At 69.6% G+C, this 24,609-nt stretch carries 21 protein-coding genes; 9 read left to right on the top strand and 12 right to left on the bottom strand.

All coding sequences use genetic code 11. From position 1 onward, the window contains the following. The first annotated feature begins 93 nt into the window (after positions 1-93). Complete coding sequence (locus NLX83_RS09335) at positions 94-1,296, top strand: GGDEF domain-containing protein (protein ID WP_254234429.1); 1,203 nt, start codon at positions 94-96, stop codon at positions 1,294-1,296. Here NLX83_RS09335 and NLX83_RS09330 read toward each other — a convergent pair. Beyond that, positions 1,293-2,420: an AI-2E family transporter gene (locus tag NLX83_RS09330; RefSeq protein WP_374118706.1), complete on the bottom strand. Its 1,128-nt coding sequence runs from the start codon at positions 2,418-2,420 to the stop codon at positions 1,293-1,295. The two genes, NLX83_RS09335 and NLX83_RS09330, sit on opposite strands and share 4 nt — an antisense overlap. 122 nt (positions 2,421-2,542) lie before the next feature. Between NLX83_RS09330 and NLX83_RS09325 the strand changes: the two genes are divergently transcribed. The 3 genes from NLX83_RS09325 to NLX83_RS09315 all read left to right on the top strand — a co-directional run bounded on the left by NLX83_RS09325 (position 2,543) and on the right by NLX83_RS09315 (position 9,163). Then, positions 2,543-4,759 carry a hypothetical protein gene (locus tag NLX83_RS09325; RefSeq protein ID WP_254234428.1) on the top strand — a complete coding sequence of 739 codons (2,217 nt, stop codon included), beginning with the start codon at positions 2,543-2,545 and terminating at the stop codon, positions 4,757-4,759. 255 nt (positions 4,760-5,014) lie between these two features. After that, positions 5,015-5,809 (top strand): hypothetical protein, encoded by a 795-nt coding sequence (locus tag NLX83_RS09320; protein WP_254234427.1) that lies wholly within the window; start codon positions 5,015-5,017, stop codon positions 5,807-5,809. Between the two features lie 225 nt (positions 5,810-6,034). Continuing rightward, complete coding sequence (locus tag NLX83_RS09315) at positions 6,035-9,163, top strand: beta strand repeat-containing protein (RefSeq protein WP_254234426.1); 3,129 nt, start codon at positions 6,035-6,037, stop codon at positions 9,161-9,163. A 162-nt stretch (positions 9,164-9,325) separates the two neighbouring features. Here the strand turns inward: NLX83_RS09315 and NLX83_RS09310 are convergent, their stop codons facing one another. Next, entirely contained in the window at positions 9,326-10,183 is an 858-nt protein-coding gene (locus tag NLX83_RS09310) for a sensor domain-containing diguanylate cyclase (protein WP_254234425.1), read from the bottom strand. 109 nt (positions 10,184-10,292) lie between these two features. Beyond that, complete coding sequence (locus NLX83_RS09305) at positions 10,293-13,946, bottom strand: glycoside hydrolase family 2 TIM barrel-domain containing protein (RefSeq protein WP_254234424.1); 3,654 nt, start codon at positions 13,944-13,946, stop codon at positions 10,293-10,295. A 106-nt stretch (positions 13,947-14,052) separates the two neighbouring features. Here NLX83_RS09305 and NLX83_RS09300 point away from each other — a divergent pair, with 106 nt between their 5' ends. Genes NLX83_RS09300 through NLX83_RS09290 form a run of 3 tightly spaced genes read left to right on the top strand, consistent with a single transcriptional unit; the run spans position 14,053 to position 15,306 of the window. Beyond that, positions 14,053-14,625, top strand: coding sequence for a maleylpyruvate isomerase N-terminal domain-containing protein (locus NLX83_RS09300; RefSeq protein ID WP_254234423.1), 573 nt, complete (start codon positions 14,053-14,055; stop codon positions 14,623-14,625). 32 nt (positions 14,626-14,657) lie between these two features. Beyond that, complete coding sequence (locus tag NLX83_RS09295) at positions 14,658-14,855, top strand: ribbon-helix-helix protein, CopG family (RefSeq protein WP_210407816.1); 198 nt, start codon at positions 14,658-14,660, stop codon at positions 14,853-14,855. Between the two features lie 43 nt (positions 14,856-14,898). Continuing rightward, positions 14,899-15,306, top strand: coding sequence for a type II toxin-antitoxin system death-on-curing family toxin (locus NLX83_RS09290; protein ID WP_254234422.1), 408 nt, complete (start codon positions 14,899-14,901; stop codon positions 15,304-15,306). On the opposite strand, the gene NLX83_RS09285 is transcribed toward NLX83_RS09290, so the two are convergent. Next, positions 15,291-15,731 (bottom strand): MarR family winged helix-turn-helix transcriptional regulator, encoded by a 441-nt coding sequence (locus NLX83_RS09285; protein ID WP_254234421.1) that lies wholly within the window; start codon positions 15,729-15,731, stop codon positions 15,291-15,293. The two genes, NLX83_RS09290 and NLX83_RS09285, sit on opposite strands and share 16 nt — an antisense overlap. Before the next feature lie 99 nt (positions 15,732-15,830). Between NLX83_RS09285 and NLX83_RS09280 the strand changes: the two genes are divergently transcribed. Then, entirely contained in the window at positions 15,831-16,814 is a 984-nt protein-coding gene (locus tag NLX83_RS09280; protein ID WP_254234420.1) for an SMP-30/gluconolactonase/LRE family protein, read from the top strand. Here NLX83_RS09280 and NLX83_RS09275 read toward each other — a convergent pair whose 3' ends face one another. Next, on the bottom strand, positions 16,815-17,759 hold the full coding sequence (locus tag NLX83_RS09275; RefSeq protein WP_254234419.1) for a ribose-phosphate diphosphokinase: 945 nt from the start codon (positions 17,757-17,759) through the stop codon (positions 16,815-16,817). Positions 17,760-17,809: 50 nt separating this feature from the next. Then, a complete protein-coding gene (locus NLX83_RS09270; protein ID WP_254234418.1) occupies positions 17,810-18,211 on the bottom strand; it encodes a PPOX class F420-dependent oxidoreductase in 402 nt (133 codons plus the stop codon). 51 nt (positions 18,212-18,262) lie between these two features. On the opposite strand from NLX83_RS09270, the gene soxR reads away from it, so the two are divergent. After that, entirely contained in the window at positions 18,263-18,778 is a 516-nt protein-coding gene (gene soxR / locus NLX83_RS09265; protein ID WP_254234417.1) for a redox-sensitive transcriptional activator SoxR, read from the top strand. On the opposite strand, the gene NLX83_RS09260 is transcribed toward soxR, so the two are convergent. The 6 genes from NLX83_RS09260 to rpsR form a co-directional block, all read right to left on the bottom strand. After that, on the bottom strand, positions 18,755-19,891 hold the full coding sequence (locus NLX83_RS09260) for an MFS transporter (RefSeq protein ID WP_254234416.1): 1,137 nt from the start codon (positions 19,889-19,891) through the stop codon (positions 18,755-18,757). The two genes, soxR and NLX83_RS09260, sit on opposite strands and share 24 nt — an antisense overlap. Positions 19,892-19,951: 60 nt before the next feature. Beyond that, positions 19,952-20,740 (bottom strand): alpha/beta fold hydrolase, encoded by a 789-nt coding sequence (locus NLX83_RS09255; protein WP_254234415.1) that lies wholly within the window; start codon positions 20,738-20,740, stop codon positions 19,952-19,954. A gap of 28 nt (positions 20,741-20,768) precedes the next feature. Then, positions 20,769-21,425 carry an isochorismatase family cysteine hydrolase gene (locus NLX83_RS09250; RefSeq protein WP_254234414.1) on the bottom strand — a complete coding sequence of 219 codons (657 nt, stop codon included), beginning with the start codon at positions 21,423-21,425 and terminating at the stop codon, positions 20,769-20,771. A gap of 1 nt (position 21,426) precedes the next feature. Next, the gene (gene dnaB / locus NLX83_RS09245) at positions 21,427-23,463 is read right to left on the bottom strand and encodes a replicative DNA helicase (protein ID WP_441296808.1); all 2,037 of its coding nucleotides are present in this window, start codon (positions 23,461-23,463) and stop codon (positions 21,427-21,429) included. A gap of 368 nt (positions 23,464-23,831) precedes the next feature. Then, positions 23,832-24,287 carry a 50S ribosomal protein L9 gene (rplI, locus tag NLX83_RS09240; RefSeq protein WP_254234412.1) on the bottom strand — a complete coding sequence of 152 codons (456 nt, stop codon included), beginning with the start codon at positions 24,285-24,287 and terminating at the stop codon, positions 23,832-23,834. Between the two features lie 21 nt (positions 24,288-24,308). After that, on the bottom strand, positions 24,309-24,557 hold the full coding sequence (gene rpsR, locus NLX83_RS09235; RefSeq protein WP_086818670.1) for a 30S ribosomal protein S18: 249 nt from the start codon (positions 24,555-24,557) through the stop codon (positions 24,309-24,311). Positions 24,558-24,609 lie beyond the last annotated feature (52 nt).

Here is a 24,609-nt window from a genome sequence, read left to right as displayed (position 1 = left end):
CGAATCTCATCTCTGGGTGAAGTTCGGCGTGCGCCATCCCTCGTTGTGCCACCCTGGACGCGTTCTGCTGCATGTGCCTTGGGGGAGGGCCGCGTGCGCGACTGGCCGTTGCTGAGCTTGCGAAAGCCGGCATTGCTCTACTGGTGCCTGATCTACGCCGCAGCCGTCGGCGTCTTCCTGACCAGCTCGCTCGGCGGGCCGCCGCCGACCGAGGACGAGATCCGCGACTTCGGCGTGCTGGCCGGGGTGTCCGTGCTGGTGGTCGTGCTGACCTCGGCGTGCGACCCGTTCCGCGCGGAGTCGCCGCAGAACCTGTGGGCGGTGCACGTCGCCTACCTGCTGGCGGGCGCGCTGACCCTGCCGACGAACCTCGTCGTGCTGCTGATGATCGGCCCGGTGCTGCAAGGGGTGCTCGAGCAGCGCCCTGGGCCGCACCGCTGGCTGTTCACCACCGCGGCGACGACGGTCGCCACCTTCGTCGCCTGTCTGGTGGCAGGCACGTGCCCGAACCACTACGAGAACAATCTCTTCGGTTCGCTGATGGTCGGCGGGACGTTGCTCAGCGCGCGGGCGTTATTGGTGGGCATCGGGTTCTGGCTCCGCAAACCGGAAGCCAGGCCGAACGAGGTCTTCGGCGAGCCCTTGGACGTCGGCGTCGGCATCGTCGCCGTGTGCACGGGCGTGCTGAGCGCGATGGTGCTGCTGGCCGATCCGCTGGCGGTGATCCTGCTCGTGCCGCCGTTCGTGCTGCTGGGCCGGGCGACGCAGCTCGCGCAGTGGCGTCGTTCCGCGCAGCGCGATCCGAAGACCGGTCTCACCAACGCGACGCACTGGAACCGGTTGGCGCGCGCCGAGTTGGTCCGCACGCGGGTGCGCCGGACCACGGCCGCGGTGCTGCTGCTGGACCTCGACCACTTCAAGCGGGTCAACGACGAGGTCGGCCACCTCGCGGGGGACTCGGCGCTCGCCGCGGTCGCCGAGCTGTTGCAGAACGAGGTGCAGCGCAGGGACCTGGTCGGCCGTTTCGGCGGCGAGGAGTTCGTGATCCTGCTGCCGAACACCGACCCCGTCGCCGCGGAACGGCAGGCGGAACGAATCCGGCTCGCGGTGTCCGGTCTCGCCGTGCCGACCACGGCCGCGGACGGGCGCCCGCGCCTGCTGACCGGCTTGACCATCAGCATCGGCGTCGCCACGTCGTCCCGCTTCGGCTACGAGATCGACGCGTTGATGGTCGCGGCCGACTCGGCACTGCTCAGTGCCAAGAACGCCGGCCGCAACCTCGTCACCCTCGCCTAGTCCGGCTCGGCCTCCGCCTCGACGGGGGCCGGGGGTGCCTCGCGTGAACCGGACAGCGAACGGATCGCGGCGCTGATCACGGCGAGCACCGGGACCGACAGCAGCGCGCCGACCAGCCCGGCGAGCGCCAGGCCACCGACGATCGCGACCACGACGGCGAGCGGGTGCAGCTGCACGGCCTTGCCCAGCAGCAGCGGCTGGAGCACGTGGCTCTCCAGCTGCATCACCGCGATGACGATCACGAGCACGATCAGCGCGGACACGAAACCGTTGGCCACCAAGGCGACCAGGACCGCGACCGTGCCCGCGAGCAGGCCACCGACGATCGGGATGAACGCGCCGAGGAAGACCAGTGCGGCCAGTGGGATCGCGAGCGGGACACCGACCGCGATCAGGCCGATGCCGATGCCCACCGCGTCGACGACCGCGACCAGCACGGTGGCCTTGACGTAGCTGGACAGCGAGTCGAAGCCCCTGGAGCCCGCGACGTCCACGCGGTCCCGGATGCGGCTCGGCACGGCGCGGAGCATGCCGCGCCAGATGCCCTGCCCGTCGTGCAGGAAGAAGATCAGCGTGAACAGCACCAGCAGGAAGCCGGTGAGGATCTCCCCGACCGTCGCCGCGGTGGACAGCGCGCCCGAGGTGATCACCGAGGTGTTCGCCTTCAACGCCTCGATCGCCTGGTTGATGTAGCCGGTGATGTCCTCCTGCTTCAGGTGCAGCGGCCCGTTGATCAGCCAGTCCCTGATCGTTTCGAGGCTCTGCGTCACCTGCTTCTGCAGATCGGGCACGCCCTCGATGAACGCGGTCACCACCGAGGTGAGCACGCCGATGACCAGTGCGAGCCCGCCGACCAGCACCACGGTCGTCGCGGCCCAGCGCGGCACCCGCCAGCGGACCAGCGCGGTCACCGCGGGCCCCATCAGTGCCGACAGCAGCAGTGCGATGGCGATGGGGATGACCACGGTGGCGAAGTACGCGGCGACGTAGCCGAGCACGACGAGCGCGCCCGCGATCACCAGCAGCCGCCACGCCAGGGCGGCACTCACCCGAAGTCCGTAGGGGATGGGTTCGTCGGCGTCCCGACGGATCGGAGTCGGTTCAATCTGCCTGGGTGCGCTCACGTACCAAGACGGTAGTGCCAATCACGCCGCCGCGTCCGCTCATCACGGGTTGGAACCCACCCTTCACACAAGGTCGTCGAACGGGTGAGATCGGGACTGACCAGCAGGGGGCGGAGGAACGCGTGGGCGAGTACGTCAAACCCTCGGATCTCACCGAGGCCGAACGCGAGGTGTGCAGGGCTTTCGGGACCGGGGACCGGCTCGCGCTTCCCTTGCCGGGCAAGACCGATCGCCAGGTCAGGGCCGCGGTGCTGATCGCGCTGCTGACCGATCTCTACCGCGTCAAGGTCACCGGTGTGCCCGCGCTGCGGCTCTCCGGCGCCCGGGTCACCGGCTCGCTGAACCTGGAGTCGGTCAAGGTCGCCTACCTGGTCGAGCTGGCCGACTGCGTGTTCACCAACCAGCTCGACGTGCGGATGGCGCAGCTGGCCGGGCTGCGGCTGCCGGGTTCGCGGATGCCGGGGCTCAAGGGCAAGAACCTCCGGGTGGACAGCGATCTGGTGCTGGAGGCCGGGTTCACCTGCGACGGCTGCCTCGACCTCACCGACGGCACGGTGCAGGGCACCCTGCGGCTGGCGGGCGCGGTGCTGCGCGGCCCGCAGGGGCACGCGCTGCTCGGCGCCCGGCTGAACATCTCCGGTTCGTTGCAGGCCACCGCGATGCGCGCGACCGGCGAGGTGCGCTTACGCGGGGCCAACATCGGCGGCAGCATCCACCTCGGTGGTGCCTACCTGGCCCATCCGGACGGCGACGCCCTGGAGGCTTCCGGTGTCGTCGTCGCCGGGAACCTGTTCTGCGACAGCGACGGTGGGCGGTTCACCACCGAGGGCCGTGTCGTGCTCGCGGGAGCGCGGGTCGGCGGCGACGCGGTGTTCTCCGGCGCCCGGCTGCGCATCCCGCAGGCACTCGACCACCAGGTCCTGGTGATGCCGCGCGGCATGGCCGATACGACGGCTTCCCTTGTCGCGGACCGCATCCAGGTCGACGGCAACGTGGAGATGGACAGCGGCTTCACCGCGTCCGGCTCCGTCCGCCTGCCGAACGCCACGCTCGGCGGCTACCTCAGGCTCTCCGGCTCCTGCCTCGGCGAGGAGGAGTCGGTCGCCGGGCTCGCCGAGCAGGGCATCAAACCGGTGCAGCGCGTTCCGCTCGCCTTCATCGCCGATGGCATCGAGGTCGGCGGCGACCTGGAGGCCCGTGGCGTCGGCGGGGAGGACGAGGCCGCGGCCGGCGAGCGCAACGGCCCGATGTGCGCCTACGGGCAGGTCCGGCTCGTCGACGCGAAGGTGCGCGGCAGCGCCAGCCTCTCCGGGGTCCACCTGCACGGCCCCGGCATCGACTCGCTGTTCGCCGACCGGCTGGACATCGGCGGCACCCTGTTCCTCCGGCACATCCGCGCGACGGGCTCGATCCGGCTGCAGAACGCCAACATCGGCTCGACCCTGGACTGCACCGGCGCGCACCTGACCAAGCCCCGCCTGCGACCGGACGGTTCGCTCAAGCCGTCGCTGGACGCGCGCGTGGCCATGGTCGGCAAGGACCTGTTGTGCACGCACGGGTTCGTGGCCAGCGGCGGAGTCCGCGTGCGCCTGGTCGAGGTGCACAAGATGGCCAGCTTCACCGGCTCCGTGCTGGGCAGCGAGGAGGCCCGCATCGCGTTGAACGCCTACGGCCTGTCCGCGCAGCAGCTCGTGGTGCGCTTCGCCGAGCCGCCCGCCGGGAAGGTGGTCCTGACCAGGGCGACGGCGGTCTCGGTGACCGACGGGGAGTTCCTGTGGGCGTCCACCGGCGGCGTGGAGCTGGAGGACTTCCGGTTCGAGGCGATCACCGCGACGCCCGAGGTCAGCGTCCGGACCAGGGTGAAGTGGCTGCGGCGGGTCATCCCGGACTTCGCGCCCGGCCCCTACGACCTGTTCGCCACCTTCTACCGGCGCTCCGGGCACGAGGAGCGCGCGGTGCGGGTGCTGCTGGAGAAGCAGCGCAGGCGGCACTGGGAGCTGGGCCTGGCGGGCAAGCTCTGGGGGCTGATCCAGGAGTGCACGGTCGGCTACGGGTACCGGCCCTGGCTGGCGATGATCTGGATCGCGCTGTTCTGGCTGGGCGGCGGCCTGTGGTTCGACGACCACCCGATGAAGAAGCTGGACGACGGGCAGAACCCCGAGTGGAACCCGTGGCTGGTCTCGGCCGACCTGCTGCTGCCGATCGTCAACCTGGGCCAGGACAACATGTGGGCCTTCACCGGCCAGTCCCAGTGGGTTTCCGGTGGTCTGGTGGCCCTGGGCTGGGTGCTGGCGACCACGGTGGCGGCGGGCGCGACGCGGGTGTTGAAACGGAGCTAGAAATGTGTCTGGAGAAATTAACCTAGACAACCTTTGTTCGGCGCCTCGAAATACCTGCTTCGAGCAATGTTGATCACCTGCGAATTCCAAATGGGGTTGCGCGATGAGTTCGAGAAATCGCGTGACGTGGACCACAAGTGCCTATTAACCCGATGGTGGCATAAAGCGCTGCGCTACTCGCTTTCGGCGTTGTCGGCCTGACAGAGTTCAGCTCGTCAACAACGACACACAGTCTTAAACCGGCGGAGGCAGAACGTGACCAGCAACCAGAGCGCGAACACGGGGGGTGGCCGAGTGCGTCGGCTGCTGACCCGTGCGCTCCTGGTCGCCGGTACCGCTGCCACCGGCTGGCTGGTCGCCTCGGGCACCGCCGCCGCTGCCGACGCTCCGCTGCTCCCCGCGCCCCTGGACGGCGTCGTCGACTCGATCGCCGACACCGCCAAGCCGGTCGCGGACGCCACCGAGTCCACCGTCGCCACCGTGGTCGAGCAGATCGTCTCCGCGCCCAGCAAGGCTCGCAGCCTCGCCGTGCAGGATGACGACAACGCGCTCAACGGTGCCGTCGAGGGACTGGCCGGGCTGCTCAAGCCCAAGCAGCACAACCTGATCGACGTTCCCACCGCCGTGCTGGAGTCGGTGCTGACCGGTTCGGGCTCCGCCCGCTCCGCCGCCACCGCCCAGGACGCCGGGACGCCCCAGGGCGACCCGGCCGCTCCGCCCAAGACCGGCGGACCGGCGAAGAACGACGCCGGGCACCCGGTGGACCTGCCCCCGGCCGTGGTCAACCACGGTCCCGCGGCGGGCGACACCGAGCGCCCCCAGCCGGGCGAGGACGAGGGGCCGCGTTACCCGCTGCCCTCCGCGCCCGTGCAGATTCCCGGCGGTTCCTGCTCGTGCCCGCACGACGGACCCGGTACCGGTGGCTTCAACGTGGGTGGTTTCCTTTCGGCCGCCCACAACCTCGTCGTGCGTGGACAGGCGCTGAGCGCCGCTGCTCTCCACCGCATGGCCGCCGCGACTGCCAAGCAGCCCGGCACCACTCCTGACTGAATTCCCCGCGCGGCCAGCGACAGGTTGAACGCCTGCGCCGCCGGGTCAGTCTTCTGACGCCCTCGTGTGCGCTCGTCTTCTCCTTCGCCAGTGGCCGCGCCAACAGCCCGGTGGGCATCCGCCCATCACCCCCAAGACATGGGTGGCTGTTTGCCCCGACGCGACAGCGTCCAGCCACCCGCCTCATAACCCCCGAATTCAGGGGACAACCAGAAGGAGATCCACATGCATTCCTGGGCGAAGCGTGGCATGAAGGCTGCGCTGCTGACCGGTGGGATGTTCATCCTGGGTGCCGGTATCGCGCAGGCCGGTGAGGCGCAGGTCAACCCCGACGCCCCCACCACCCCGCTCGGCGGCAAGTTCACGATCGACTTCAAGGCGCAGAACAACGCGGTCGGCCTCCCGCTCTTCGGCCAGACCGATCTGCCCGACGTCGTCAAGCCGATCACGGTGGACCTGTCCGGCCTCATGGGCGGCGCGACCGCCGGCATGAGCGCCGACGCGGACGCCAAGAAGGCCGACCGCAAGTCCTACGGGCCGAACAAGAAGGCCTCGAAGGCCGACGGCGGCACCGACCCGCTGCGGTCGAACAAGGTCGACGCCGATGTGATCATCCCGGTCGACATCTCCGGCAACGCGATCGCCCTCGGTGACAACGTCGAGGTCGAGAACGAGTCGTCCTACAGCCACAACAACACCGAGGTGATGGTCACCGACGGGACCCACCAGGGCCTCGCGGGCAACGTCGTCGACGCCGACGCCGTCGTTCCGGTGCAGCTGACCGGCAACGCGCTCGCCGCGGTCGGCTCGGCCACCACCTGGAACACCTCCAGCACCGACGTGCAGTCGGGCAGCTCCGTCACCACCAGTGGCGAAGAGGGCTCGCTCTCGGGCAACGTCGTCAAGCCCGCCCTCGCGCTGCCGATCCAGGGCTCGGGCAACGCGGTCGGCGTCCTCGCCGGCGTTGCCGAGGCCAACAACCAGTCCGACATCTCGGCCGACGTGAGCGGCGACGCCGCCACCACCGGCGAGGACGGCACCGTCTCGGGCAACATCGGGCACGCCCCGATCGCCCTGCCGGTCGAGCTGAACAACAACGCGCTGGGTGGCCTGGTCGGGACCTCCGACACCAACGGCACCACCTCGGCGACCGCCGTGGCCAACGGCGACCGCGACACCAACGGTCTCGACTCGCTGCTGGGCGGCAACGTCATCCAGGCGCCGATCGCCGCCGACGCGGTGGCCTCGGGCAACTCGGGTGGCGCGCTCGGCGCCAACACCGACTCCGACAGCGCGACCGAGTCCTTCTCGGAGGCCGCGGGCACCACGCACACCAACGGCTCCGAGAGCATGGGCTCCGGCTCGGTCGTCGACGTGCCGCTGGCCCCGTCCGCGCAGCTCATCGGCAACGCGGCCGGCTGGGTCGTGAACGCCGACTCGTACCACGAGCAGAACACCACCACCGGTGCCGGTGGCAACAGCTACACCCTGGGCGACGACTCGCTGCTCTCCGGCCTGCTGCCCAGCGTCCCGGTCGCGCTGCCCGCCTCGGTGGCCGGCAACTCCGGTGGCTGGATCGCCAACACCGACGCTCAGGTCGCTGACCAGGGCACCCACGGTGCCGGTGGCTTCGTCGGCACCCGCGGCAACGACTCGCTGGTCTCCGGCGACGCCGTGCAGGGCTCCCTCGCGCTGCCGATCGACCTCGACGGCAACGCCCCCGGCTGGATCGTCAACTCCGACGCGGTCAGCACCGACAGCACCACCACGCACGCCGGTGGCGAGGTCTCCGCTGACGACGACGACGCGCTGGGCAGCGGCAACGCCGTGTCCGTGCCCGTCGCGGGCCCGATCGGCCTGTTCGGCAACTCCGGTGGCTGGATCGCGCACACCGAGGCCGTCGCGGAGAACTGCGACAAGGTCATCGCCGGTGACGACGTCAAGGCCAACGGCGTTGACGGCGGCATCTCGGGCAACGCGGTGCACACCCCGGTCGCGCTGCCCGTCCAGGGCTTCGGCAACTCGCTCGGCTGGATCGTCGTCGGTGAGGCCGACGCCACCAACGACACCGCCTCCACCGCTGGTGGCGACGTCACCACCGACGGCACCGACGGTGTCATCACCGGCGTCATCGGCGCGGGCCGCGTCTCCGGCCCGGTGCAGCTGTTCGGCACCGGCCTCGGCCTGACCAACAACGTCGAGGGCACCGCGGACAACACCACCGAGGTGAGCACCGCGGGCGACAACACCACCGTTGGTGACAACGGCGGTATCGCTGGCGACATCGTCGACGGCGCGGTGGCCCTGCCGGTCCAGGCGTTCGGTGACGGCATCGGCGTCGGCGGCAACTACGACGGCACCGCCACCAACACCACCTCCTCGGTGGCCGGCGGCGACAACGTGACCAGCGGCGTGCACGGCACCCTCAACGGCACCGTCGCGTCCCTCCCGATCGCGGGCACCGGCCAGGTGTTCGGCGACGGCGTGGGCTTCATCGCCAACACCTCGGGCGTCGCGGACAACGTGACCTCCTCGGCGGCCGGTGGCTCCACCGCCACCAACGGCGTGACCAGCTTCCTCGGTGGCGACATCATCACCGCGCCGCTGGCGCCGATCGTGCAGGCTGACGGCGTTGCCGGCTCGGTCGGGGGCACCTCCGACGCGCTGGCCGTCGGCGACGCCGCGGCCGTCTCCGGTGGCGACTACGTCACCGCGGGCGACAACGGCTCGTTCTCGGGCATCATCGCCCAGGTTCCGGCCGCCGTTGCCGGTGAGGTCGTCGGCGACGCCGTGTCCGGCCTGGCCGTGACCGACGGCACCGGCAGCAACGCGGTCACCACGGTGGCCGGTGGCACCGGTGTGACCAGCGGTGCCGAGGGCGGCGGCTTGTCGGGCGTCAACGCCCTGCTGCCGGTCGCGGGCGAGGCCGCGATCTTCGACCTGCCCATCGAGGTGTTCGGTGAGGCTCTGGCCGAGGGCACTCGCGCCACCGCCGTCTCCGCTGGCGAGCAGGGCGCTGCCTTCTCGCTGCCGGTGACCGACGAGGCGCTGGGCGGGGGCCTGCTGAAGGCCGCCGAGCTGCCCAGCCTCTCCTCGCTGCCGAAGCTGCCCACCGCCGGTGCCGCGCGTAGCGCCACCCCCGGCCTGGGTGACCTGGGCAGCCTGACCAAGCTGCTGCCCACCGGTCAGCTCGGCAAGCTGCCGAAGCTGCCCGCCGCGCAGCTGCCCACCCCGGGTGCCGCTCAGGGCCGCGCGTTCGACGCTCCGGCGCTGAACACCATCGACACCTCGATGGTGACCGGCCTGGTCAACGGCGGTGGCCTGGTCGGTGGCCTGGGTGGCCTGAAGGGCTGACCCACCTCCCGGGTGTTCCTTGAACATGTGGGTGCATCGAGGAACACCTGAGCACTTCCGATTCCAATAGACGAAGCCGGGAAGCGAAATCGCTTCCCGGCTTCGTCGTGTTCTTTATTCGGAGTGTTTTCCCAGGGCGTGACCCGGAAGTGGAGAAAAGCGTCAGTGGTGGAGGCGCTTTTCGACGCAGTCGAGAACCGAGAGAAGCGGTGCCTTGCCGTCGCTGGTCACCCAGGAAACGCGCAGTTCCGGTCGCAGTGCGCGGCCCTTGCCCATGCGAACCGGGCGTTCCGCCAGTTCGCGGATGCGGTCGGCGATGGCCGCGCCGTCGCCGTTCGGGTGCTCGGCGACCACCGCGAACTCGTCCCCGCCGTAGCGGGCGACGGTGTGGTCGGCGCGCACGCCCGCCCTGAGCCTGCCGCCGAGCACCGCCAGCAGCTCGTCGCCCTTGTCGAAGCCGTACTCCGCGTTGACCTTGGCCAGGTGGTGCACGTCCACCAGCACCAGCGTGGCCAGCGTGCCGAGGGTGCGCGCCCTGGTCAGGGCCTGCTGGAGGCGGTCGAGCAGCAGCGCGCGGCCGGGCAGCCCGGTCAGCGAGTCCAGCAGTCCCCTGCTGTGCGGCATGTCGTCGTGCACCGGGTTGAGCTGGATCAGCACGCAGCCGCGGCCGCGATGCCGGACCGGGGTGAACTCCACCCACAGCCGGGTGTGCGGCAGCCCGGCGTGCTCGACCAGCACGGCGAGCGAGAGCTGGGCGCCGGTCCGCAGCACCTGTGCGCTGAGTTCGCTGGGCTTGGGCAGCGGGGCGCCGGAGTCGTCGAAGGTCCGCCAGCCGTCCGGGCGCTTGCCGGAGAGCAACTCCGCCCGGCTCAGTCCGAGCAGGGAGCCAGCCAGCCGATTCGCCGCGAGCACGTCGCCCCGCTCGTCCTGCAACACCAGCCCCACGGGCAGCTCCGAGACGAGTTCGTCCCACACTGCGGGGGTGGTCGGTGCCGCCGCGGAATCCATCTGCACGGTCATGGCTGCGCACCTTCCGCCGATCGAAGGCTGTGGCTAAGCCCCTCTGTCGTAAATCGGCTCGGGCAAGCGCTCTAGATACCACCCGAATGGGGGATATCTGTGGGCGGGGTCACCTGGATTGGCGCGGCAGGCCCGTCCGGACCTCGTCGCGGGCCAGCGGCCGCAGCACCAGTTCGTACCGGTAGTCGCGGTCGGCGACCACTCTGTACTGCGGTAACAGCGCGTTCGGGGTGTCGCCGACCCCGCTCGCGGCGTGCCCGGCGTGCAGCGTGGTCCAGCCCGCGTTGCGCTGCCGCTGGAACGGGTACTCCGCCCGCTCGGTGTCGTCGTAGCTGCTCACGGCCACGTCGTTGGTCCCGGTCACCAGCAGGCCCCCGGTGCGGCCGTCGGTCAGCAGCGCCCAGCGCGTGTCGGTGTGGTTGCCGTGCTCCTGCGGCTTGTCGTAGCCCCGCTGTTCGTCCTTGACGGTTCCCGTCCAGACCCCGATCGGCGTGCCGTCCTTGCGGTCGCTGTAGCTCTCCTTGTGGCGCCCGTACCAGGAGAAACGTTCGAAGTGGTCGGGCACTCCGAGCGCGGTGCCGATCCGTGGCAGGTAGGGCAGCTTCCGCATCCGCCCCTGCGGCACCACGTCGGTGGCGAGCCGGATCGTGCCCGCGGAGTCCACCTCGTAGCGCACGGTCTGCGCGAACGAGGCGTCGGTGACCCCGGGCGCGGCGACGGTGCTGCGGACGATCACCTTGCCGCCGTCGACCTGCACGGACTCCACGGTCGTGGCGAGCCGGTCCAGTCCGACAGCGCGCCAGTCCCTCTCCTCGGAGTAGCCCCAGACGCGCTCGTTGTCGATCGGCGCGCGCCACGCGTCCAGGCGCGGTCCCTGCTTCAGCAACTCGGTGCCTTCGGCGTTCATCGAGGTCAAGGTGCCAGTGTGCTTGTCGACGGTGTAGCGGAACCGGTCGCCGCTGAGCACCACGGAGTCGCCGGTCTGGGTCACCTTCGCCGGACCTCCCGCTGGCGGAGGAGCAGCACCGGGCACGACCTTCCCGCCCGCGGCGAACTGGTCATGGGCGAAGATCCGGCCGCCCGGCTCGACCACCTCGACCGTCAGCTTGCGTTCGACGTCGGCCGGGTTGGCGATCACGGGCACACCGACGCGCACGGTCTGACCCGGCTCGACCCGGAGGGCCTGCCCGCCTTCGCGCACGACGCGAGCGCCTTCGGTGATCCGCCAGCGGAGTTCCTTGCCGTGCACGGCCGCGAACAGCTGCTCGTTGGTGATCGCCACCTGGTTGTCGGCGAAGGCGAAGCGCAGCGGTTGGTGCACCCACGCCAGCTGCGCGGTCTCCGGCTGGAGCGTCCGATCAGTGTTGATCAAGCCGTCCGCGCCGGACTGGTGCGCGCCGTAGGAGGAGTAGCGGCCCCGCTCCTCCAGCCGGTCGAAGTCCAGCGCGAGCACCGCCTTGTCGATCGGGTCCGCGGCCAGTTGCTCCGGGCTCAGCGCGCGGTCGTAGATCCGGACGTCGTCGAGGACCCCGTGCGACATGCGGCCGTTGAAGTCCTGGTGCAGCTCCGGGTTGCGGCCGATGTTCACCGGGAACGCGGTGTTGTCGATCCGACCGGCCCAAGCCGTCTCGCCGACCTGCTTGCCGTTGAGGAACAGCCGCAGCACCGAGCCGTCGTAGGTGCCGCTCACCCGATGCCAGTTGCCGTAGAAATCCGCGGGTACGGGGGCGTAGACGGTGTGCCAGGCGCCGCCGCCGTGAACGTGGAACTCCAGCGTTTTCTCGTTCTTGAGCTTCAGCGCGTACTGGTGGTCACCCTTGGCGATCATGGTCATGGTGCCGCGCCACGCGGCGGGCTTGACCCACGCGTCCAGGGTCAGCAGCCCGGTGATGTCCAGCCTGCGATCGCGGTAGACCTCGACGAAGTCGTCCAGCCCGGACATGCTCAACGCCTTGCCGCGCCTGCCGTCGACCAGCTCCGGCATCCCGCTCAGGTGCGCCATGATCCTGCTCGGCGAGGAGTCCGGCGCGATCCGCAGCGGCAGCATCAGGTTCTGCTCCGCCCAGTCCCAGATGAACCCGCCCTGCAACGCCGGGTTCGCCCGGATCGCCTCCCAGAACTCGCGGAAGTTGCCGAGGCTGTTGCCCTGCGCGTGCGCGTACTCCCCCATGATCACCGGCTTGGTGGTCTTGCGCCCCTGCTCGGCGTGCCTGGCCGGATCGGGGTAGCGCGGCCCCCACACGTCGGCGAACGGCGCGTCCCCGTCCGGCGAGTTGGACTGGTGGTACAGCGGCCTGCCGGGCGCGTTGCGCTTGGCCCACTCCGCCATCTTGAAGTGCGCCGCACCGAGCCCGGCCTCGTTGCCGGTGTCCCACATGAAGACGCTCGGGCGGTTCTTGTCCCGTTCGACCATCGCGACGAAGCGCTCCAGGAAGGCGTCCTGCCACTCCGGTTTGTCGGCGAGGCACTTGCTCGGGCAGTCCTCCCGCGAGTGCGTCTCGATGTCCACCTCGTCGTCGATCCACAGCCCGTGCTTGTCGGCCAGGTCGTAGAAGTGCGGATCGGAGGGGTAGTGCGAGGTGCGCACCGCGTTGACGTGCAGGTCCTTCAACAGCTTCACGTCGCGGAGCTGCTTGTCCCGGGGTTGGTGCCTGCCGTGGTCGGGATCGGTCTCGGCCCGGTTGACGCCCTTGAACAGCACGCGCTTGCCGTTCACCAGGAGCTGCTTGTCGGCGATGGTGATCTCGCGGAAGCCGACCGTCTCGCTGGTGATGTGCCCGGCGTACTCCAGCACGAGCGTGTACAGGTTCGGCGTCTCGTCGGTCCACTTCGCCGGGTTGGCAACGGGCATGCTCAGCGTTAGTTCGGCCTGGTCAGCGCGCGCGGAGGTCTTCGCGACCTCGCGTCCGGAGGCGTCGTGCAGGCTCGCGGCGACGACATGCCCGCCGAGCTTGCCCGCGAGTTCGACCTTCGCGTCGAGCCGGGCGTCGCGGTAGTTCGCGTCGAGGTCGGTGTGCACGGTGACGTCGCGGATGGCAGTGGTCGGCGTCGCGTAGAGCCACACCGACCGGAAGATCCCGGCGAAGCGCCACTGGTCCACGTCTTCGAGGTAGGCGCCCGCCGCCCACCGGTGCACCTGGACGGCGAGGCGGTTGCGGCCGGGCTTGAGCGCGTCGGTGATGTCGAACTCCGCCGGGGTGTACCCGCCCTGGTCGTAGCCGACGCGGCGGCCGTTGACCCAGACGAAGTAGCTCGACGTGGTGCCCTCGAACCGCAGGAACGTCCGCTTGCCCGCCCAGTCCGCTGGCAGGTCGAAGTCCTTGGCGTAGGCGGCGGTCGGGTTCACGTCGCGGGGCACCTTCGGCGGGGTGTCCGGCACGATCTCCTCGGCGATGTTGCGGAAGATCGGGTGGTCCAGCCCGTCGGTCTGCCAGGTGTGCGGCACCCGCACGGTCCGCCAGTCCCGGACGTCGTAGCCCGCGGCGTGGAACCCGGCGGGCACGCGCTCGGGCAGGTCGGCCATCTTGATCTTCCAGTCGCCGTCCAGGCTCCGGGTGAACGGCGTCCGCTCGTCGCCGCGCACCGCCGCCGCCCGGTCCGCGTACGGCAGCAGCTCCGCGTGGTGCGGCTCCTGGCCCTCGCCGGTGATCTTGGGATTCTCCAGGTAGGAGTACACGTCGAGGTCCGGTGCGGCGCTGACCGATGGCGTCGCTCCGGCCGCGATGAGGGCCGACGAGAGCACGGTCAGGAAGACGGAACGCATGCGAACCTCCACGCTGGCGCACAAAGACGCTCACAGTTCTTCCAGAACGATCAGGAACGCTCAATAGGCCACAGGTGTTGTCAGGGCGCTCAGGTAGACAGAAACCATGACACCCGACGATCTGCGCGCTGCCCTCGCAGCGTGCGTGACCGGCCTGAACTCCGTCGCCGACCAGGACTGGTCGCGCCCGGCCGCAGGGCTCGACTGGACCTGCCTGCACACCGCGGAGCACTTGGCCGACGACCTGCTCTACTACGCCACCTCGCTGGCGGCGCGAGCGACGGAGCAGCTCAAGATCTGGGGCAAGGTCGAGGAAGGCGCGACGAACGCCCAGGTCATCGAGGTGATCAGGGCGACGGGCGAGCTGTTCGCGGTCATCGGTGACGCCGCCCCGCCCAGCGCGCGGGCCTTCCACCCGGCCGGTCCCACCGATCCGGCCGGGTACCTGGCGATCGGCGTCGGCGAGGCGCTGCTGCACAGCCACGACATCTGCGCCGCTTTCGGTGCCCGGCTGGAGCCGCCCGCCGACGTCTGCCGCGCGATGCTGGCCCGGCTGATGCCGCACGTGACCGAGGGCGGTGACCCGTGGCAGGTGCTCCTGTTGGCGACCGGACGAGGTGATCTACCTGGGAAGGAGCGGGTGTTCGAGTGGCGCTGGCGCATTCCGATCGAGGGCTGATACAGGTTGGTATCACGCGGTATCATTCCCGCATGGCGATGACTCTGCGGCTCACCGACGAAGAGACCGAGGCCCTGCGCCTGGCCGCCGAACGCGAACGCCGGTCGATGCAGGACATCGCGCGCCGGGCGATCCGCGAGTACGTCAACCGTCGCAACGCGACCAGGGACGCGGCGCTGGCGCGCATCGTGACCGAGGACGCCGAGCTGCTCAAGCGCCTGGCCCAGTGATCGGTTCGACCCGGATCGGATCAGTCATGATCGGAACGGCGCCGTGATCGAGGACGCCGCGGCGGAGCCGATCGACTACCTCGACCTGGACGACCTGCTGGCCGCCGCCCACGCCGCGCTCGGGCACGCCCCCGACGTGCGGGACTGGGGGCTGCTCGAAGCCGCGCTCGCCAGGCCGAAGGCGGTCGTCTTCGGCGAGGACGCCTATCCGACGCTGCACGAGAAGGCCGCGTCGCTGCTGCACTCGCTCGCCCGCAACCACGCGCTCATCGACGGCAACAAGCGGCTGGCCTGGGTCTCCACCAGGCTGTTCTACGTGCTCAACCAGCACGATCTCCGCGCGCCCTCCGTTGACGAGGGTGAGCGGCTGGTGGTCGACGCCGCCACGGGGGATCGCGATCTGCCGCAGATCGCCCAGGTGCTCGCGGAGTGGACTCAGTCCCTGGGCTGAGTCGTCAGCACCTTCGAACAGCGGCCGAGCAACGCGCGCAACTGGTCCCGCTCCCGCTCGGTGAACTCCGCCGCGAGGCTGCGCTCCACCGCGGACGCGCGCTGGTCGGCCAGCTCGAACGCCTGCCTGCCCGCGTCGGTCAGCCGCGTCTCCAGCACGTTGCGGTGCAGCTCGTGCGGCTCGCGCATGATCAGCTCCGCCGCCTCCAGGTTGCGCAGGATCGTGGTCATCGTCTGCGGCGTGACCCGGCAGCGCCTGGCCAGCTCGGCCGCGGAGATCCCCGGCTGCCCGGCGAGCACCAGCAGGGCGGAGTACTGGGCGACGGTCAGCCCGGCCGGGCGCACCGCCGCCTGCTTCGCGCCCATCAGCTCGTGCTCGACGCGCTTGATGTCCGCGCCGAGGCGCTCGTCCAGCGGCATGCCCATGCGCCGATCGTACGAGGCCAGCGTTGAGGACGAGTATTGACGAACATCAGTACCCTGATTACTTTGTGAGTCCTTACTCAACTACGAGGACGGATTGTGATGAGTAAACTGATCATGGGGCGGCGTTCGCTGCTCGCGCTCGCCGTCGCGGCCACGGCGGCGGTCACCCTCGCGCCGGTGGCCGCCGCGGGCTCGTTACCGGAGGTCGTCACCGCGAAGGCGCAGAACCTGTTCCCCGAAGGCATCACCTGGGACCCGCTGCGCAGGTCGTTCCTGGTGACGTCGATCAGCGAGGGCACGATCTCGGTGGTCCGGCCGGACGGCCGCGTGCGACCCTTCGCCGCGCACCCGAGGATGGTGCAGACCTTCGGCGTGCACGTGGACGAGGCGCGGAACCGGGTGCTCGTGGCCTTCGGCGATATGGGCAGCGGCCGCCGTTCGACCCCAGAAACGACCTGGAAGTCTTCTGGCGTAGGCATTTTCAGCCTCACCACCGGCAGGCTGCTGCACCTCGTCGACCTGGTGATCGGACCCGGCAGGCACGCCGCGAACGACCTCGCCATCGACCGCGCTGGCAACGCCTACGTCACCGATCCGGCGTCGGACACGCTCTACCGGGTGGACCCGCAGGGGCGGCCCTCGGTACTGGTGCGCGATCCGAAACTGGGCAGCTCGGGCATCGGGATGAACGGAATCGTCTGGCACCCCAACGGTTTCCTGCTCTCGACCCGGTACGACACCGGCGCGCTGTTGCGCATCCCGCTCGACGACCCGCGGCGCATCACGGAGGTGCGCCTGGACCGACCGCTCGCCGGTGGCGACGGGCTCGACCTGCGTCCGGACGGCACCCTCGCGGTGGTCACCAATGCCTTTGGCGGCAATGGAAAGGTCGCTGTGAGCGTGCTCCGCGCGGACCGCGACTGGACGGATGCCCGTGCCGTGCGGCGGGTCGAACCGTGGGCGGACTCGCAGCCGTCGACCATCGCGCGCACGCCGCACGGGAGCTACGTGCTCGACGGCCGCATGGGCGTTTGGCTTGAGGGACAAGGAAAAGCGGACCGCTTCACCCTGCGCAGGCTGTGATCAGGGCGCGTCGAACAAGGCGCTGACCGACTCACCGTTGTGGATCCGCCGCATCGCCTCGGCCAGCGCGGGCGCGATCGAGAGGATCTTCAGCTTCGGCCCGCGCTCGTCGGCGGCGATCGGCACGGTGTTGGTGCAGACGATCTCCAGCACGTCCGGCTGGTCGCCGATCCGCTTGAGCGCCCCGCTGGCGAACAGGCCGTGCGTGCAGGCGACCCGGATGGACCTGGCGCCCAGCTCGCGCAGCCGGTCGAGCAGTTCCAGCACCGTGCTGCCCTTGGCGATCTCGTCGTCCAGCACGATCACGTCGCGCCCGGCCACCTCGCCGATCACCGAGCTGATCTGCACCTTGTCGTCGGCGAACCGCTGCTTCGCCCCCGCGGCAACGGCAACACCGAGCAGGCGGGCGAAGTGCGCGGCCTCCTTGGCGTTGCCCAGGTCCGGCGACACGACGGTGGCGTTGGACAGGTCGTACTGCCGGAAGTGCGCGGCCAGCTCGCGCAGCGCGTGCAGGTGGTCGACCGGAATGCTGAAGAACCCGTGCACCTGCGGCGAGTGCAGGGTCATCGCCAGCACCCGGTCGGCCCCCGCCGCGACCATCAGGTCCGCGACGAGGCGTCCGCCGATGGAGATCCGGGGCGCGTCCTTCTTGTCCGAGCGGGCGTAGGAGTAGTGCGGCATGACCACGGTGATCCGCCCGGCCGAAGCGCCCCGCGCGGCATCGGTCATCAGCAGCAGCTCGACCAGGTTCTCCTGCACGGGGCGGACCAGCGGCTGGATCAGGAACACGTCCCGCTCGCGGCAGTTGGCCTGGAGCTGGACCTCAAGGCAGTCGTTGGCGAAGCGCTGCGTCTTCACCGGGTGCAGCGGGACTTCGAGGTGCGAACAGATCTCGGCTGCCAACTGCTGGTGTGCACTACCGCTGAAGACCGCGATGTCCCGCACGGACCGCTCCCTGTTCGACGACTGGGCAGGCGGTTCGATCCTAGCGGTGATCAGCCCGCTTTCCGGCTGGTCATGCGCTCGGCAGTGGGGTCGACACCCCAGCTGATGATCTTCTCCGGGTGAACCCTGATCAGCTCGGCGCTCATCCCGGCGGGCGTGTTCTCCTGATCGGACAAGGCTTCCGCGCGGCCCCGGATCTCGATCCCGCGCACCTTCCACGGCTTGAACGAGGCGACGTCGTCGACCACCAGCGCGGCCCGGCCGGTCGCCAGCACGTTGCGGAACTTGCGGGTGGCGCCCATGTTGTAGCCGCCGATGTCGATCGTGCCGGTCCCGGCGTTGTACTGGAAACCGACCGGGTTGTTCTGCACCGCCCCGTGCGCGTCGACGGTCGCGAGCCTGCCGAGGACCTGCTCGGCGAGGTAGCGGAGTTCGTGCTCGGTGAACGTCATGACTTCAGCCAACAACCTGAACTGGGGTTGAGGTCAAGTTAGAGTGGGGCCGTGAACCAAGTGCCGCTCCGAACACCCGAGCTCACCGTCGGCCAGCTCGCCGAGCGCAGCGGGGTCGCCGTCTCGGCCCTGCACTTCTACGAGCGCAAAGGGCTCATCCACAGTCGCCGCACGTCCGGGAACCAGCGCCGGTACAGCCGCGACACCCTGCGCCGGGTCGCGTTCATCCGGGTCTCGCAGCGCGTCGGGATGCCGTTGGAGGTCATCCGCGAGGCGCTCGCGTCGCTGCCGGACGAGCGCACCCCGACGCCGGAGGACTGGGCGCACCTGTCCGCCGAGTGGCGTTCCGAGCTGGACACGCGGATCGAGCAGCTCGTGCAGCTGCGCGACAACCTCAGCGACTGCATTGGCTGCGGCTGCCTCTCGCTGAAGACCTGCCACCTGTCCAACCCGCGCGACGTGCTCGGCGAGCAGGGCCCCGGACCGCGCAGGTTGCTCCCGGAAACGTTGCGCAGCAGGGAAAAACAAGTGTCCACAATGGACTCATGCGCGGCGGTCTGCGAGTAGCAGCGTCGCGACCGTCAGCAACGCCAGCACGCCGCCGAGGGCCATGACGGTGGCGGTGGACGTGGCGTCCACGACAAGGCCGCCGAGCAGTGCCCCGGCGGAGAGCGTCGCCTGGAACGACGACGTGAACAGCACGGTGGCGGCTTCCGGCGCATTCGGCGCGGCCGCCGCGAACCACTTCTGGGAACACGCCGGAACGGCTCCGTAGCCGAGTCCCCAAATGATGAGCAGTGCGAGCGCGCCGATTTCCGAGTTTCCGGCGACAGGCAGGACCAACGTCGCGAGCGCGATCATGAAACCGCTGATCGCGAACATGTGGCGAGAAGCTCCGGAGAGGAAGTTACCTACAACTCCGGCCATGCCGTACACGAGCAGGAAGAGCGTGACCGAATCCGTCCTCGTCACTTCCTGAAGAAACGGCGTGATGTAGGTGTAGGTCGCGAAGTGCGCGGTCACGATCAACGCCGTCACCACGAGCCCGATTCGAATGTCCCGCCGACGCAGGAGTTCGCGGAGCACGCCGAGGCGGGTCACCTGGATCGCGGGCAACGGCGGCATCCACCACATCAATGCGGCGAGCACGGCGATCGTCAGCAGGCCCATCACGACGAAGGCGCTCCGCCAGCCCGCGACCTGGCCGACGAACGTACCTGCGGGAACGCCAAGGACCGAGCCGAGCGGAACGGCGGAGAAGATCACCGAGGTCGCCCGGCCCACCGCATTCTCCTGCACCAACCGCGCGGCCAGTCCGGAACCGATCGACCAGAAGCCGCCGATCACCAACCCCACCAGAACCCGGGAGAACAGCATCACCCAGTAGTTCGGCGCAACCGCAGCCAGGAAATCCGCGATCGCGAGCACGAACATCAGCGCGCACAACATCGTTCGCCGATCGAGGCGCCCCGTAGCCGCGGTCAGAACCGGAGCGGAAACCGCGGCGAGAATCCCCGGCATGGTCATCATCAGGCCCGCGACACCTTCGGAGATCTCGAAACTCGAACCGATCGACGTGAGCAGTCCGATCGGCAGGATCTCGGTGGTGACAATGGAGAAGATCCCCATCATCACAGAGAAGACAGCAGGCCAGTTCCGGGTGAGCGTTGCGGTGGGCATGGAATACACCCCATCAGCCGCGCTCTCCTGTGTCTGGCGGCTTTGCGACAGCTTCGCGAATCAGGTCACCGCGTCGGCGATGTGCTTGGCCAGCAACACGGGCGCCTCCACGTGCGCGAGGTGCCCCTGCCCGACCAGTTCGATGAGCCGAGCGCCCGGGATCGCCGCGGCCACCGCCGCCGTCGCCGTTCCGAACGGACGCCTGCCGCGCGACCGCTCACCGACGAAAACCGTTGTGGGAACGGAAAGAGAGCCGTACTTCGGATAGTCCGGCACGTGCGCGTCGATCACGCCCAGCTCCTCGGCCGCAGCCGGGACGAGCGCGAGCTGGCTGCGCCACATCTCCGTTGCCCGGTACGCCGCGACACCGCCCTGCCCCTCGTACGGTGACACCTCCGTGACGAGAATCGTCATCGCTTCGTCGAGGTCACCGCGTTCCACGGCCGCGCGAACCTTCGGCAGCGCCGCTCCGCCGAACTTGCCCTCCCCCGGCGGGGGCTCGTAGAGAACCAAGGAGCGCAGGTCATCGCGCTCGGCGGCGACGTGCAACGCGGGCCAGGCGCCATAGCTGTGCCCGAACAACGCCGCTCCTTGACCGACGTCGTCAAGTAGTAGGTGCAGATCGGAGATCTCCGTCGCCAGGCTGTAGTCCGCCCCGAGCGCTCCACTTGGCTCCCGCCCCCTGCGGTTGCCGACCACAACGCGGAAACCCTGCTCCGCCAACGGTTTCGCGACCGAGTCCCAGTGCTCCGCCGTCGCCAGGAGCCCGTGCGCGATCACCACGACCGGCCCTTCGCCGACCTCCCGGTAGGTGAGCGTGGTCCCGTCCGCCGCCGTGAAGATCCCCATGACAGCGGCAACTTCGCACCGCGCGGAGCTATTCCCCCGAGATCAGCTCGAGCACCTCGTCGGTGGGGCGCACGTCGCCGAACGTCCGGTAGACGGTGTGCAGCGAGGCGTTGTGGTCCTGGTCCCGCCGCGCCGCGTTCGCGTCAGCCACCATGATCACCCGATACCCGAGGGTCCTCGCATCCCGCGCCGACGACTCGCAACACACGTTGGTGACCGTTCCGGTGATCAGCACCGTGTCGATTCCGCGCTGCCCCAACAACTCCGGCAACACACAACGCCCCGGGAAGAACGCGCTCGCGGCCGACTTCTCCACGAACAGGTCATCGCCGTGCGGCGCGAAGTCCGACCACAAGCGCTCCGGCAGCGGCCCTGTCCCACCGGAGGTCCGGAACATCTCCGCGACCGCCGGGCCGTAGAACTCGTCGTCCAGCGCGGTCCGCTCGGTCACCGCCGGGAGCACCCACGCCACCGCGCCACCCGCGTCGCGAAGGGCGTCGGCGATGCGGTTGATATTGGGCACGATGCTTTGGCAGTAAGGGTTCTGCGCCACGAAGAACGGCACCATGTCGATCACCACCAACGCGGTGCGCGTCGGTGTGAGGTGGGTGAAGGCGAACCTCCTGCCCCGGCGCTCCTCGTGACGCGCGTACTCACGCGGCTCGATGAACCACTCGTGCGGCACGTCAGCTCTGGGCGAGGTCGGTGAAACGGCTGTAGTGCAGCTGGTGCGCCACGGTGATCGTGCTGGTGGGACCGGCACGGTGCTTGGCCAGGATCAGGTCCGCCTCACCCGCGCGCGGATCGTCGCGCTCCCACGCGTCGGGACGGTTGATCAGGATGACCATGTCCGCATCCTGTTCCAGGGAACCGGATTCACGCAGGTCAGAGAGCATGGGGCGCTTGTCGGTGCGCTGTTCCGGACCACGGTTCAGCTGGCTGATCGCGACCACCGGGACTTCGATCTCCTTCGCCAGCAGCTTGAGCTGCCGGGAGAACTCACTGACCTCCTGCTGCCGGGACTCGACGCGCTTGCCCGAGGACATCAGCTGCATGTAGTCCAGCACCACGAGCTTGAGGTCGTTGCGCTGCTTGAGCCGCCGCGCCTTCGCCCGGATCTCCATCATGGTCATGTTCGGCGAGTCGTCGATGAACAGCGGGGCCTCGCTGATCTCGCTCATCCGCCTGGCCAGCCGCGTCCAGTCGTCGTCGGTCATCCGGCCGCCGCGCATGTCGCCGAGCCGGATGCGGGCCTCGGCGGAGAGCATGCGCATGACGATCTCGGTGCGGCTCATCTCCAGCGAGAAGATGACGCTGGTCATGCCGTGCTTGACCGAGCACGAGCGGGCGAAGTCCAGCCCGAGCGTGGAGTTGTGCGTCGGGATCATCGCCGCGCTCGCCAGGTACAGGTGGTCGGCCGCGTCGACCTCGACGCAGCGGACCGGCACGCTCGCGATCGGGCGCACGTCCACGATCGCCCGAACCCCGCGCTTCGCGGGCCGGAGTTCCTTGTGCACCAAATGTTTCCGCTCGACGCGGAACACGTCGTCGTCGGTGCTGAACACGACGTCCTCGCCCGGAGCGCAGTCGTAGCCGAGGCTCTGCACGAGTTCGCGGGCGTCCTCGCCCAACGGCAGACGGACGGAACCGTTGTCGTCGACCGAACCCGCGACGTCGAGCATGCCCGCGAGCACCGCCCGGCGCTGAGCCTCCGAAGAGCGCAGGTAGGGCACGGAGATGTCGGGATCGGCCTCCGCGTACATGGTGATCTCGGGATCGGAGCTGCCCCCGGCGAGCGCGACGCCCAACGCGTACGGGGCGCGCAGCTCGGCCGACTCCGGCAGCTCCAACGCGGCCGTGTTGACCACGGAACTGACCACACCGCGGCGCATCGAGGCCGCGATCTCCGCAGTGGTCCGCACTTCGGCACCGATCGCCCACTGGTGCTCGGCGTCGGCGACGATCACCGTGCCGTCGCCGAACTCGACCTCGAAGCACGGGCGCCCGGTCAGCACCTCGGTCGCCGCGACCACCCTGGTCGGCCTGCCATCGGCGCCGATCAGCGCATCGCCGACGGCGACACCGCCCATCGTGGTCCAGCCGGAGGGCGTGGGCAGCGGGGTGTCCAGCGCGAGCGCCTTGCCGACACCGGGCCGCGCCGCGACGATGATCATCTGGCCCGCGTGCAGGCCGTTGGTCACCGCGTCCAGGTCGACGAAGCCGGTGGGGATGCCCAGCGCGACACCGCCGCGCGAGGCGATCGCGTCGATCTCGTCCATGGTCGGCTGGAGCAGTTCCTCCAGCGCCACGTAGTCCTCGGTGGTGTTGCGGTCGGTGACCTCGTAGATCGCCTGCTGCGCGCGGTCGACGACCTCGTCCAGCTCACCGCCCTCGGCACCGTGGTAGCCCAGGTGCACGATGCGCGTGCCCGCCTCGATCAGCCTGCGCAGGACCGCCTTCTCCGAGACGATCTCCGCGTAGTAGCTGGCGTTCGCCGCGGTCGGCACGGTGGCGATCAGGGTGTGCAGGTACGGCGCGCCGCCCACCCGCATCAGCTCGCCGCGCTTCTCCAGCTCGGCGGAGACGGTGATCGCGTCGGCGGGCTCGCCCCGCCCGTACAGGTCGAGGATGACGTCGTAGATCGACTGGTGCGCGGGCCGGTAGAAGTCGTCCGGGCGGACCACCTCGACCACGTCGGCGACGGCGTCCTTGGACAGCAACATGCCGCCGAGCACGGACTGTTCGGCGGCGAGGTCCTGGGGAGGTTGACGTTCGAAGGGACTGCCGGACGGCGGTCCTCCGCGGTCGTCGGCCAGTGCCACCGGACGCCTCCTCCTGTGGACAGAGCTGTGGACAAGCTGGGGATTGCCTGTGCGCACCCGGCCACAGCCGCGGTCGCCCCTTGGGGATTACTTGGGGACAACCCCTCCACCGGTCGTGAAACACCCAGGTCAGACCCTGTGGAGCAAATGTGAAAAACGGAACGTCGGCCCTGCGACGCCGGTCACACATACCCATGCACGTTGTCCACGGGCGCAGTGCGAAAGTGCCGCCCACCGGTGATCACTCGTGGCGGGCGGCACTCGCGGTGTTACTCGCCCGCGGTCACCTGGAGGTTGACCGAGGCGGTGACGTTCGGGTGCAGCCGGACGGCAACCGCGTGCTTACCGGTCGTCTTGATGTGACCGGAGAGCTCGACGGCGCGCTTGTCCAGCAGCGGGCCACCGGCGGCCTTGACCGCGGCGACCACGTCGGTCGCGGTGACCGAGCCGAACAGCTTCTTCGAGCCGGCCGCGGCGCGACCCTTGTACTCGACGGCGCCGAGGCCCTCGAGCTTGGCCTTGACCTCCTTGGCGTGGTCCAGGTCGCGGATGCGGCGACCCTCCTGAGCACGCTGGATGGTCTTGACCTGACGCTCCGCACCCTTGGTGGCCAGGATGGCCAGCCCGCGCGGGAGCAGGTAGTTGCGGCCGTAGCCGTCCTTGACCTCGACGATGTCGCCGGGACCGCCGAGGCCACTCACGTCAGCGGTGAGGATGAGCTTCATCTGACTCTCTCCTTGGCCGGATCAGCGGGCGGTCGAGGTGTACGGCAGCAGCGCCATCTCGCGGGCGTTCTTCACCGCGGTGGCGACGTCGCGCTGGTGCTGGCTGCAGTTACCGGTGACGCGACGGGCACGGATCTTGCCGCGGTCGGAGATGAACTTCCGCAGCAGCGTCGTGTCCTTGTAGTCGATGAGGGCGAGGTTGCCCTTCTTCTTGTCCTTGCAGAAGGCGCAGACCTTCTTCTTCGGCTTGCGCACAGGCGGCTTGGCCATGTGTGGTCCTCACAAGATGTGGTTCAGGTTTCAGTCTGGAAATGCGGTGCCG

This window comes from Allokutzneria sp. A3M-2-11 16 (assembly GCF_024213555.1).
GTDB lineage: Bacteria > Actinomycetota > Actinomycetes > Mycobacteriales > Pseudonocardiaceae > Allokutzneria.
Note: the sequence above shows the minus strand (reverse complement) of the source record. Positions and strands in the feature narration are given on the sequence as shown.